The sequence below is a fragment of the Stenotrophomonas sp. Ps181 genome (assembly GCF_025697425.1).
Taxonomy (GTDB): Bacteria; Pseudomonadota; Gammaproteobacteria; order Xanthomonadales; family Xanthomonadaceae; genus Stenotrophomonas; species Stenotrophomonas sepilia.
In genome coordinates this window covers 528,880-540,655 of the sequence record NZ_JAHWBI010000004.1, presented here as the reverse complement: position 1 = coordinate 540,655, position 11,776 = coordinate 528,880, and the positions used below count along the sequence as shown (strand labels likewise).

The following is an 11,776-nucleotide window of genomic DNA, read 5'->3' as shown; positions in this document are numbered from 1 at the left end:
GCAATTGCTGGGACAACGCGGTGGCCGAGAGCTTCTTTGCGACGTTCAAGACAGAAGAGGCTGCCGAGCCTTACGCCAGTAGGGAACAAGCCAGCCAGTCCATCGCTGCTTACATCCACGGCTTCTACAATCCAGCCCGGCTACACTCGGCGCTGGGCTACCACTCGCCTAACAACTATGCCCGGCAGCTCCGGGCTGCCGCCTGAAACGGCTTCATGGCGTCCGTTTTCAGGGGGCCAGATCAGTCCGCGGCATGGATGCCGCGGCCAAGCCCCCATGGACGGGTTCACGGCGTCCCCCGCGAACCCAACCCGACCGACCAGCGCGAGGGTTTTGCATTTGACAACCAGGCATCACCACCCACGAGGGGCTGCGCCGTTGGCTGGAAACTACGGCCACCAGCCTTGCCCGAACCGGGCGAAATGATCGGCCGCCCGCTCGAACGGATTGCGCGCACTCACCCCGCCGCACAGCAGGTACACCGGCAGGTACAGCGGCCCCAGCACCATGTACTGGTAAACGTGCGCGCGCTCGTGGTCGTCCAGCCGGATCAGCGGCTCCACGCCCCACCCCGCCTGATGCGCATAGGTCCGGCAGCAGATGCCGAGGTCATGGCCGGTGTGCAGGATCACGTTGCCCAGGGTGATCGCACCGCCCGGCCCCCACGGCCAGTGATCGAACACCACAGCGCAGTCCCGCGCGCTCCAGCGCAGCGTCGCGCCGCCGAGCATGCCGGCCAGGCCGCCGATCAGGCCGATCAGTGTGTTGGGCAGCGTCCATGCGGCGCCCAGCATCTGCAGCGCGCGCAGCCAGAGCGGCCAGGATCGAGCGGCGGTGTTCAATCCGCCTCGTTCGGAATCAGCAGCCACAGGATCAGGTAGATCAGAATGCCGGGGAAGGCGGCCGAGCCGATCGATACCAGCACGAACACGATCCGCACCAGGGTGGGGTTCCAGCCGAAGCGATGGGCAATGCCGCCCATCACGCCGGCAATCATGCGGTCGTTCAATGAACGCGACAGCGTCTTGGGCGTGGTGTTCACGGCGGTGTCTCCTCGGCTTGCGGGCAGAATCAGTCGAGCACGCCGCGACTCTACACCGCCTCCATGTCTACGGCGTGCGGAGACGCAGCGCCTGCAGGCGCGCACTGAACCAGGCGGCTGCGGTCTGTTCAGGCTGCCCCGGGCACTGGATGCGGTAAGGCTTCCCGCTCATGCTGCTCTGACTGGCGGCGCGCTCGATGAACTGCTCGGCGCTGTCCACCATGTCCTTCTTCAGCAGATAGTCGTACTTGCGCTGCAGATGGGCGCGCGCATCGCTGCCGTCGTACCAGCTGCCATTGCGCTGGAACCGGCACTGCGAGCCGTCCAGGCTTGAGATCAGCTGGGCGATCTCCCGGCGTGCATCCGCACCGGGTGCGGCGTGGGCAAGTTGTGCTGCCAGCAGTGCCGCAAGAATCAACAAAGTCCGGTACCTCATCATCCCCCCAAGTCAGTCGAGCATGGCACGACTCTACAGGTCGCGTGCCTTCAACCAGCCATCGATCGTGGCCGGCACTTCGCGCTGGGCGCGCCCGGACACGTAGATCCCAATGTGGCCACCGCGGAAACTGGACTCGGTGTAGTCGTCCGTGCCCAGGCGCCCACGCATCGCGCGCGAGGCGTCCGGCGGCACCAGATGGTCCTGCTCGGCGTAGATGTTCAGCACCGGCAAGGTCACCTGCGACAGATCCACGGCTTCCTCGCCGATCCTTACTGTGCCCTTCATCAGGCCATTGCCCTGGTAGAACTGCTTGATGAAGTCGCGGAACGCCTCGCCCGCCAGGTCCGGCGAATCGAAGATCCATTTTTCCATGCGCAGGAAGTCCTCCAGCGCCGCCTTGTCATCGAGGATATCGAGCAGGCCGACGTACTTCTGCACGTTCAGGCGGAACGGCTTGAGCATCAGGTAGCTGGCATTCATCAGGTCGGCCGGTATGTTGCCCAGCGTATCCACCAGCAGATCCACATCCACCTGCCGGGCCCAGTGCGAGAGCATGTTGTCGGCCGTCTGGAAATCGACCGGGGTGACCATGGTGATCAGCTTGCCCAGCTTCTGCCGGCGCAATGCGGCGTAGCACAGCGCGAACACGCCACCCTGGCAGATGCCGAGCAGGTCGACCGCGCCGCCACTGCGCACGCGCAGTGCATCCACTGCACCATCGATATAGCGCAGCAGATAGTCCTCCAGCGTCTGGAAGCGCTCCGAGCGATCCGGGTAGCCCCAGTCCAGCACGTACACGTCCTGCCCGAGCGCCAACAGCTTCTGCACCAGCGAGCGGTCGGCCTGCAGGTCGACCATGTACGGCCGGTTGACCAGCGCGTAGACGATCAGCAGCGGCGTGCGCCGGGTCGGCGCCTGCTCGCCGACAAAGCGGTACAGCACCACCTTGCCGTCGCGCCAGACTTCCTCTCGCGCGGTCACGCCATAGTCCACGTCTTCCACCTGCGGCAGCAGCTTCAGCCCCTCCATCAGCTTGCGCTGCATCGCCAGGGTTTCCTGCATCAGGTCGTCGGCGTTGAAGCCCAGCGGTCCCTTCATCGGTCACGCGCCCGTGCGGAGGTGCGAGATGCGGACTTTTTCGCTGGCGTCTTTTTCGCAGGCGCCTTCCTTGTCGGCGCGGCCTTCTTCGCGGCCTTGCGCGCGGCAGGCTTCACTTTTGCCGGCGCCGGCTGCGCCACCGGATCCACCTCGGCGGTTCCAGCCAGCACCGCCACCTGTGCCTGCAGCCGGCGCAGGCTGCGCTCCAGCTCGGCGATGCGGCGGTGTGCGGCATCCATCTCGCTGCGGGTCGGCAGGCCGATACGTTCACTCATCTGTTCCACCTCGCGCTGCAGGCCGGCGCGCAGACGCATCTGAGCGTTGCCCAGCGCGGCGTACACCTGCTGGAACGGTTCGGACATGGCGACCTTGGCGTAGGCCTCCTCGGCCACTTCGATCCACAGGTCGAACATCGCGCGGGCGCTGGTCAGCTGGCTGCCCGGCTGTTCGTGCTCGGCCAGGCGCTGCTCGAACAGCGCAAAGGCCTCGTCCAGTGCCCGCTTGATCTGGTCAACATAAGCGCGCGAATGCTGCTGGTACTCGTCCTGCGCACGCAGCAGGGCCTGCCAGCGCGCCTGGTGCTCGCGGCCGGGGCCGAATGCCGGGCTCTGCAGCCATGGGCCCGCCTGCAGCTGGAACTGCTGCAGCCATGCGGCGAATTCAGGTACTGCGGCACCGGCGTGGGTGCTGCCGCGGGCGCCCTGCAGCATCCATTGCAGCATGCCGTCGCCCTGGCCCTGCACCGCCTCGCGCCAGGCCTGGGCCACATCGGCACTGCTGGCGTCGCGGCCGGCAAACCGAGCGGCGACCTCCTGCATGGTGCCGTACCAGCTGCCCGCCTGTTCGCGGAACCGGCGCACGGCATCTTCCGGCGCGCCGGGCGCCTGTTCGGGCAACAGCTGGCCCCACCAGTCGAACAGCCGCTGCCAGCTGCCCGGGTCGTCGCCCGCCGGTGCGCCGGGAGCACCCGCATGGCGCAGGGCATCGCCCCAGGCGCCGAAATACTGCCGGGCCAGGGTCTCGAAATCGCTGCTGCCGGCGTCGTGGGCCGAGCTGGTCATCGCAGGCCTCCGCAGGGCTGGCTCATGGCTTGGGAATGCGCAGGGTCTTGCTGATCATCAGCGACCCGGACAGCGCGAACAACAGCACCATCGGGTGCAGCTGCCAAGGTCCGATCTGCCACTGGCCGAACCAGATGTTCTGGCCGATGGCATCGGTGCCGGCGGCGATCGCCAGTACGATCACCAGCACCAGGCTGGTCGGGATCGGGGTGCCCTCGAAATACGTGACCTTGCCCTCGTCGCCGGTCATTGCCTCGGCAGTGACGTTGTAGCGTGCCAGGCGGCTGACGCCGCAGCAGACGAAGTAGCTCAGCACCAGCCAGTCCCAGCCACCCTGCATGCCACAGGCATAGGCCAGCGCCGCTGGGGCCACCCCGAAGGAAATCACGTCGGACAGCGAGTCCAGCTCGCGGCCCAGGGTGGAACTGGACTTGCGCCAGCGCGCGATGCGTCCATCAAGGGCGTCGAAGATGAAGGCCAACGGGATCAGCGCCATGCCGAACAGCAGGTAGCCGCGCTCGCCATCCTGCAGGAAGCGCATCGCGGCGAAGACCGCACCGGTGCCGCAGAAAGCATTGGCCAGGGTGAACCAGTCGGCCAGCTGGAATTCGCGCAGCATCGAGAAATGACGTTTCATGGGGTCTCACGGAGCATCAAGGCCCACAGGTTACCGCGAGCGCCGCCGCTGGCGACAGCGCCGGCCGGTCCCACCCTTCACTGCACCCTCACCCGCCCTCACCGGCGGTGAATTTTTCGCCACCCATCTTGACAGCCTAGGGGGGTGGCGCCTGTCGCGGCTTATCCACAAAGTTGCCCACGCGTAATCCACACCCCCTGTGGACAACCAGATCTCACCGACTGCGACACCGGACATTTCCTCATCACCCTGACGCGGGGTTTCCCTACTTCCCAAGTTGCAGGGTCGGCGCTATGGTCACCGGCGGGCCCGCCGCCGCCACGTCCGATTCCTGGTGACGGACGATGATGATGCCGGGTGCTTTCAACCTGGCCGCGCAGCTGCGAAGTCCCCAACCGCGCCGCTGCACTGGCGGTCAACACCTTGTGCTTGTACTTCCGCCTGCTGCTGGCGCAGCGCCGCTGAAGTGGTAGAGCCGGCCGCTGGCCGGCTGCCCCTGCCATGAAGTGGTAGAGCCGGCCGCTGGCCGGCTGCCCCTGCCATTCCGGAGTGCCGGCCGGCGGCCGGCACTACCCAGCGTGCACCCGCCGCCACCGGGCGAAACACATCACCTGCATCACCAGCATCGCCAACAACCCCAGCGGCCACGCCCGCCACACGCCGGCCAGCCCGTGCTGCGCCTGCATCCACATCGCCAGCGGCAGCTCCACCAGCAGCACCGCTGCCATGCCCAGCAACGCTGGCAACCATACCGTACCGCCGCCACGCATCACCCCGACCAGCACCGCACTGACTCCCATCGCCAGCACGCCCCACACCACAGTGCGCAGCTGCAACGCAGCCAGGTCGCGCACGTCGGCTGCCGCCAGGATCAGCCCGGTCAGCCAGGGTGCCAGCGACATAACCAGCGCCACCACCACGCTCAGCGTCGCCAGTCCCAGCAGCACGCCAGTCCGGGCGATGGCCGGCAGCCGTGCCGTACGCCCGGCGCCCATCGCATGCGCCGCGAGGATGGTGGCGGTGATCCCAAGGGACATTGCCGGCAACTGCGCCCAGCTCATCAACTGGTTGACCGCACCGTAGGCGGCCGTGGCCGTGTAGCCATAGCGGTTGATCCAGCCCAGCAACACGATTTCGGCGACGGCCAGGCTGAGCATCTGCAGCGAGGACGGTAGGCCGATGCGCAGCATCGATCGGATGATCGCGCCATCGAAACGAATGGCATGCACCAGCTCATGGCCCGGTGCCAGGGGGTGTCCTGCCCGATGCCAACGCCACAGCAGCCAGCCCAGGGCCAACAGCGAGGCAATCGCCGCCGACACCGCCGCACTGGCCGATCCCAGCTGCGGCAGGCCGGCCCAGCCCAGGATCAGCAGCGGCGTGCACAGCATACCCACCGCCGTGGCCAGCAGCAGCGCATGCAGCGGCGTCTTCGCATCGCCTACTGCGCGGCTCACGGCAGTGGCCAACCACAGCAGGAAGAACGCCGGCGCCGCCAGCAGCAGCACGCGCGCGTAGACGATGGACTCACCGAGGATCGGTGCCGGCGTACCCAGTGACATCAGGAGCTGTGGTGCGAAACCGCTCCCCAGAGCCATCACCAGCACCGACAACAGAAGGATCAGCGCCACCGCACTGCCAGCCACCGCGCGCACCTGCTGCGGCCGACCCGCGCCCCAGGCCTGCCCGATCAGCACCATCGCGCCGGTCGCCAGGCCCATCACCAGGGCCAGCAGCAGGAAGAAGACCGGGAAGAACGCAGCGGCCACGGCCACCGCCTGGGTCCCGAGCAGCTGGCCGAGGTAGAGGTTGTCCAGCGTGCCTGCGGCCAGCTGCAGCGCATTGGTCAGCAGCATCGGCAGCAGCAGGGCCAGGTAGGTGCGCCACAGGGGCGGCGCGACCGGGGGCGTGGGATCTACAGGGGAGTTCATGGGGTTCTCTGGGCAAGGCGCTGCCCTGCCCGGCGTTTCCACCAGCAAAGCAAGCACAGGGGACCGGGCCGTGGCCCGCGATCAGGTGGCGCCGCCGCTCAACGACGGCGCGATGGTTCAGCCGTCAGCGCTGTCGAACGCCAGACGCAGGGCGTGGTCACGCACATCCCCGGGCCAGGAATGCAGTACCGCTTCAAGGCCCGCACGGTCGTGCGCGAACAGCACGCGGATGGCCTCCTCGAAGCCCGGCAGGTCACCGGCGATGGTCTGCAGGAAGTGATAGGCGCGCTCGGCATCGCGACGCCGGCGGTCCTTGTCCGCACTGGCGCGGCTGGCCGCCTCCACCAGTTTTCGCAATGCCACCGAGGCCCCGCCCGGCTGCTCTGCCAGCCACGCCCAGTGGCGCGGCAGCAGGGTCACTTCGCGCGCTACTACGCCCAGCTTGGGGCGGCCACGGCCACGCGGGGTCGCCGCAGCGTCTTCGGCAGTGACCTCGGCATCCGTCTCCACGACAGGAAACGCTGCGCTTACCCGCGACCGCAGTTCTGCATCACTGCCGCGCGTATCGAAATCGCGGGTGCGACCGGTCGCGTTGTCGAACACCAGCAATGGTCCGGCCGCGTTGCTGGCGCGCAGCCGCTTGAGCGCCAGTGCGGCCATTTCCGGGCTGCCGGAAGCAACGAGGCGATGGCCGTCGAAACAACTGAAGGGAGGGAGTCGGGACGCAGGCATTGCAATGGCATCAGAGGTGATGCGCAATATTGCCCGGGTAATTTATGGCCGTCAATATTGCCCGGGTATTAATCGACCGAAAGAGCCTGCCAACCAAGGCTGGCACCCGCCGGAATGGTTGGCACCTCCCCGATTCGCCGGGTCACAGCCGGCTGTAGGACCAGCTGACCATGCGGCCGTCCTTGTACGGCATCACGCCGTGGAACGGGCGCGGGTCGGCGTCGAACACCAGCGGCAGGAAGTTGCGGTCGCCCTCCCACATCGGCAGCGTGTCCAGCTTGTCCAGATCCACCCACTCCAGCGTGCCTTCGTGGTTGCCGCCGTGCGGGGTGCCTTCGAAGCTGTCGATGACGAACACGAAGCCCAGCCAGTCTTCGCCGTGCTTGCCGAAACCGGGCCAGCTGAGAGTGCCGCGCAGGCGCATGCCGGTGCAGTCGATGCCGGCTTCCTCGGCAATCTCGCGGCGCATGCTGGCCGCCACGTCCTCGTCCGCTTCGATCTTGCCACCCAGGCCGTTGTACTTGCCGAGGTGATGGTCACCGGGGCGCGTATTGCGATGGATCATCAGCACCTGGCGACGATCGGGCGACAGCACATAGCCCAGGGTGGCGACGATCGGGGTGTACGGCATGGGGCGGCATCCAGCGGCAGGTCAGCCCTGGATTATGGCCGATCAGCGCACCAGCGACAGGCGGCGCTCGGCAGGCGCACCGGCGCCATCGGGGTCACGGCGCAGCGTGGCGACGCCGTGGCCGCGCTCGGCCAGGTATTCCAGCCACTTGCCGAGGAAGGTGTTCATCCGCATGCGGTGGCTGATCAGTTCCGCTGGTGGCGGGTACAGGCCCATGGTGTCCTGCCAGCGGCGGCCGACGTAGCAATGGGTGGTCTCGGCCTGGCGCGCGTCACGGTACAGGCGGACATAGGCCGAGGGATCCGGCTCGCCGGTGACCGGGTCGGCAATGTCGTAGGTCAGCCGCAGTTCCACCGTGTAGCGGTGGCACTCGATCACGTCCAGGCGGACATCCAGGCCGTCACCGATCGAGGAAATGTAGCTGCCCGCCGCCAGCCCCGCCGGTTCGAACAGGCGCACCAGATGGCGGTAGTTCTCCGCGTACAGGCCCATGAGCCAGCTCAGCCGGCTCAGGCGGGGAATGCGTTCGGTACGGGGCAAGGCTCGGGCCATGGGTCGATCCTACACGTTGGTGCTTCAACGTGGGGGCGCCTCAAGCCACAGCCAACCCGTCGGTCGCTTTCATCGTGGTAGTGCCGGCCGCTGGCCGGCAGCCCCGCAGCGCGGGAGTCGCTGCCACGGCGGTAGTGCCGGCCGCTGGCCGGCAGCCCCGCAGCGCGCCGGAACGGATCAATACAGCTCGCGCTGCAGCCCCAATGTGGCCAGCACCTTGCTGGAAATCTCCTCGATCGAGGTGTGGGTGGTGCTCAGGGTCGGGATCCGCTCCATGCGGAACATGGTCTCGGCCGCGGCCACCTCCCGCTTGCAGGTGTCCAGGTTCGCGTAGCGCGAGTTCGGACGGCGCTCCTGGCGGATCTGCTGCAGGCGGTCCGGGTCGATGGTCAACCCGAACAGCTTGCGCCGGTAGTTGCGCAGGCGCGGCGGCAGGCGATCACTTTCCAGGTCCTCGTCGGTCAACGGGTAGTTGGCCGCGCGCACCCCGTAATGCAGGGCCAGGTAGATGCAGGTGGGCGTCTTGCCAGCGCGCGACACCGCTACCAGGATCACGTCGGCGTCGTCATAGTTCACCGCGATGCCGTCGTCATGGGTCAGGGCGAAGTTCATCGCGTTGATGCGCCGGTGGTACGTGTCGAAATCGACCATGCCGTGGGCCTGGCCGACCCGGGCCAGACGCGGGCTGGCCAGTTCGCGCTCCAGCGGCTCGATGAACGGCGCGAACACATCCAGCATCAGCGCCCCGCTGTCGGCCAGGATCAGGCTCAGGCTCTGGTCCACGCAGGAGTTCACCACGATCGGCCGAACCTGGTAGCGCTCCCCCGCCGCCTGGATCCGGGCGCAGGCTTCACGCGCTTTTTCAGGGTCGTCGACAAACGACATCCGATCGGTAATGAAGCTGAACCCGGAGAACTGGGTCAACAGGCTATGCCCAATGGTTTCAGCGGTGATACCGGTTCCATCGGAAACGTAGAACACCGGACGGATGGTCGACATGCGCGCTTTTACCCCCTACGAAGCTTAAAAAGGCCGCCAGCACAAGCTTGTGCCGACGGTGCTCTGCCCGGCATCATATCGGCTTCTTCCTACGGACGCGGCCACTCAGCCCGCCTCGGGCGATGGCCAAACGGAGCATCGCGCTTGAACGAGAACATCCTGTGGTTGCACGAACTGCGTCTGGCCGATCTGGCCCGCGTAGGCGGCAAGAATTCGTCCCTGGGCGAGATGATCGGCAACCTGGCCGGTCTGGGCGTTTCGGTGCCGGGTGGTTATGCCACCACCGCTGAAGCCTTCAAGGACTTCATCGCGCACAACGACCTGTCCAAGCGCATCTTCGACAGGCTGGCCACGCTGGACGTCGAGGACGTCAACGCGCTGACCGCCGCCGGCAAGGAAATCCGCAGCTGGGTGATCGATGCCCCGCTGCAGCCGCAGCTGGACCAGGACATCCGCACCGCCTACGCCAAGCTGAGCGCCGAGAATGGCGGCGGCGACGTGGCCGTGGCCGTGCGTTCGTCCGCCACTGCCGAGGACCTGCCGGATGCGTCCTTCGCGGGCCAGCAGGAAACCTTCCTCAACGTGACCGGTGCCGACGACGTCGTGCACAAGGTCAAGGAAGTGTTCGCCTCGCTGTACAACGACCGCGCCATCGCCTACCGCGTGCACCACGGCTTCAAGCATGAAGACGTGTTCCTGTCCGCCGGCGTGCAGCTGATGGTGCGTTCGGGCGTCGGCTCCTCCGGCGTGCTGTTCACCCTGGACACCGAGTCCGGCTTCCGCGACGTGGTGTTCGTCACCTCCTCGTTCGGCCTGGGCGAAATGGTCGTGCAGGGCGCGGTCAATCCGGACGAATACTACGTCTACAAGCCCACCCTGCAGGCCGGCAAGCCGGCGATCCTGCGCCGCTCGCTCGGCAGCAAGGCGATCCGCATGGTGTACTCGGATGTTCCGGGTGAGCGCGTCCGTATCGAAGACACCCCGGCCGAACTGCGCAGCACCTTCTCGATCAGCGACGAGGACGTGCAGGAACTGGCCAAGCAGGCGCTGGTCATCGAAAAACACTACGGCCGCCCGATGGACATCGAGTGGGCCAAGGACGGTGTCAGCGGCAAGCTGTTCATCGTGCAGGCGCGCCCGGAAACGGTGAAGTCGCGCAGCCATGCCACCCAGATCGAGCGCTTCGCGCTGACCGAGAAGGGCGGCAAGGTGCTGGCCGAGGGTCGTGCCGTTGGCGCCAAGATCGGTTCGGGCGTGGCCCGCGTGGTGAAGACGCTGGACGACATGAACCGCGTGCAGCCGGGCGACGTGCTGATCGCCGACATGACCGATCCCGATTGGGAACCGGTGATGAAGCGCGCCTCGGCCATCGTCACCAACCGCGGTGGCCGCACCTGCCACGCCGCGATCATCGCGCGCGAGCTGGGCGTGCCGGCCGTGGTCGGTTCGGGCAACGCGACCCAGGTCATCGAAGATGGTCAGCTGGTCACCGTCAGCTGCGCCGAAGGCGATACCGGCTTCATCTACGAAGGCAAGCTCGGCTTTGAACGCACCACCACCGATCTTGGCAACATGCCGCCGGCGCCGCTGAAGATCATGATGAACGTGGCCAACCCGGAACGTGCCTTCGACTTCGGCCAGCTGCCGAACGCCGGCATCGGCCTGGCCCGCCTGGAAATGATCATCGCCAGCCACATCGGCATCCATCCGAATGCGCTGCTGGAATACGACCGCCAGGACGCCGCGACCAGGAAGAAGATCGACGAGAAGATCGCCGGCTATGGTGATCCGGTCAGCTTCTACGTCGATCGCCTGGCCGAAGGCATCGCCACCCTCACCGCCTCGGTCGCGCCGAACCCGGTGATCGTGCGCCTGTCGGACTTCAAGTCCAACGAGTACGCCAACCTGATCGGCGGCAGCAACTACGAGCCGCACGAAGAGAATCCGATGATCGGCTTCCGCGGCGCCAGCCGTTACGTCGACCCGAGCTTCTCGGCCGCCTTCGCGCTGGAGTGCAAGGCCGTGCTGCGCGTGCGCAACGAAATGGGCCTGGACAACCTGTGGGTCATGATTCCGTTCGTGCGCACCCTGGAAGAAGGCCGCAAGGTCATCGAGGTGCTGGAACAGAACGGCCTGAAGCAGGGCGAGAACGGCCTGAAGATCATCATGATGTGCGAAGTGCCGTCCAACGCTTTGCTCGCCGATGAGTTCCTGGAGATCTTCGACGGCTTCTCGATCGGCTCCAACGACCTGACCCAGCTCAGCCTGGGCCTGGACCGCGACTCGTCGATCGTCGCGCACCTGTTCGACGAACGGAACCCGGCAGTGAAGAAGCTGCTGTCGATGGCGATCAAGGCCGCACGCGCCAAGGGCAAGTACGTTGGCATCTGCGGCCAGGGCCCGTCCGATCACCCGGATCTGGCCGAATGGCTGATGCAGGAAGGCATCGAGTCGGTGTCGCTGAACCCGGACACCGTGGTCGATACCTGGCTGCGCCTGGCCAGGCTGAAGGCCAACGGCTGATCCGGCTGTAAGGCTGATTAAAGAAACCCCGCCTCGGCGGGGTTTCTGCTTTTGGGGAACAACTGGGCCGATATGTCATTTGCAACTATTCCAGTAGGCGCCCTGAAATGGCCGACGCACACTGGGAGGAC

General features: G+C 66.6%; 13 protein-coding genes. 2 read left to right on the top strand and 11 right to left on the bottom strand.

What is annotated here, in order from left to right; translation table 11 throughout:
- Positions 1 to 206: integrase core domain-containing protein (locus KXV01_RS12650; RefSeq protein ID WP_263467825.1), on the top strand; the 206-nt coding region annotated here is incomplete at its 5' end.
- A 183-nt stretch (positions 207 to 389) separates the two neighbouring features.
- Here the strand turns inward: KXV01_RS12650 and KXV01_RS12645 are convergent.
- From KXV01_RS12645 to KXV01_RS12595, 11 genes are all read right to left on the bottom strand, one after another.
- The gene (locus tag KXV01_RS12645) at positions 390 to 794 is read right to left on the bottom strand and encodes a hypothetical protein (RefSeq protein WP_099495589.1); all 405 of its coding nucleotides are present in this window, start codon (positions 792 to 794) and stop codon (positions 390 to 392) included.
- 44 nt (positions 795 to 838) lie between these two features.
- Positions 839 to 1,042 (bottom strand): PspC domain-containing protein, encoded by a 204-nt coding sequence (locus KXV01_RS12640; RefSeq protein ID WP_005417153.1) that lies wholly within the window; start codon positions 1,040 to 1,042, stop codon positions 839 to 841.
- A 67-nt stretch (positions 1,043 to 1,109) separates the two neighbouring features.
- Positions 1,110 to 1,478 (bottom strand): YfeK family protein, encoded by a 369-nt coding sequence (locus KXV01_RS12635; RefSeq protein WP_099495590.1) that lies wholly within the window; start codon positions 1,476 to 1,478, stop codon positions 1,110 to 1,112.
- A 33-nt stretch (positions 1,479 to 1,511) separates the two neighbouring features.
- Positions 1,512 to 2,579: a class III poly(R)-hydroxyalkanoic acid synthase subunit PhaC gene (phaC, locus tag KXV01_RS12630; protein ID WP_099495526.1), complete on the bottom strand. Its 1,068-nt coding sequence runs from the start codon at positions 2,577 to 2,579 to the stop codon at positions 1,512 to 1,514.
- Positions 2,576 to 3,640: a class III poly(R)-hydroxyalkanoic acid synthase subunit PhaE gene (gene phaE, locus KXV01_RS12625; RefSeq protein ID WP_099495527.1), complete on the bottom strand. Its 1,065-nt coding sequence runs from the start codon at positions 3,638 to 3,640 to the stop codon at positions 2,576 to 2,578. The genes phaC and phaE overlap by 4 nt, the downstream gene beginning before the upstream one ends.
- 22 nt (positions 3,641 to 3,662) lie before the next feature.
- Positions 3,663 to 4,277, bottom strand: coding sequence for a phosphatidylcholine/phosphatidylserine synthase (locus KXV01_RS12620; RefSeq protein WP_019660264.1), 615 nt, complete (start codon positions 4,275 to 4,277; stop codon positions 3,663 to 3,665).
- A 569-nt stretch (positions 4,278 to 4,846) separates the two neighbouring features.
- A complete protein-coding gene (locus KXV01_RS12615) occupies positions 4,847 to 6,208 on the bottom strand; it encodes an MATE family efflux transporter (RefSeq protein WP_099495528.1) in 1,362 nt (453 codons plus the stop codon).
- Between the two features lie 117 nt (positions 6,209 to 6,325).
- Positions 6,326 to 6,940 carry a DUF2239 family protein gene (locus tag KXV01_RS12610; protein WP_111096642.1) on the bottom strand — a complete coding sequence of 205 codons (615 nt, stop codon included), beginning with the start codon at positions 6,938 to 6,940 and terminating at the stop codon, positions 6,326 to 6,328.
- Between the two features lie 142 nt (positions 6,941 to 7,082).
- Positions 7,083 to 7,571, bottom strand: a complete 489-nt coding sequence (locus tag KXV01_RS12605) for an 8-oxo-dGTP diphosphatase (RefSeq protein WP_005417168.1) — start codon at positions 7,569 to 7,571, stop codon at positions 7,083 to 7,085.
- A 42-nt stretch (positions 7,572 to 7,613) separates the two neighbouring features.
- Entirely contained in the window at positions 7,614 to 8,123 is a 510-nt protein-coding gene (locus KXV01_RS12600) for a DUF1249 domain-containing protein (protein WP_032954273.1), read from the bottom strand.
- A 177-nt stretch (positions 8,124 to 8,300) separates the two neighbouring features.
- On the bottom strand, positions 8,301 to 9,122 hold the full coding sequence (locus KXV01_RS12595) for a pyruvate, water dikinase regulatory protein (protein ID WP_005417170.1): 822 nt from the start codon (positions 9,120 to 9,122) through the stop codon (positions 8,301 to 8,303).
- A 144-nt stretch (positions 9,123 to 9,266) separates the two neighbouring features.
- Here KXV01_RS12595 and ppsA point away from each other — a divergent pair, with 144 nt between their 5' ends.
- Complete coding sequence (ppsA, locus tag KXV01_RS12590) at positions 9,267 to 11,645, top strand: phosphoenolpyruvate synthase (RefSeq protein WP_099495529.1); 2,379 nt, start codon at positions 9,267 to 9,269, stop codon at positions 11,643 to 11,645.
- Positions 11,646 to 11,776: the final 131 nt, after the last annotated feature.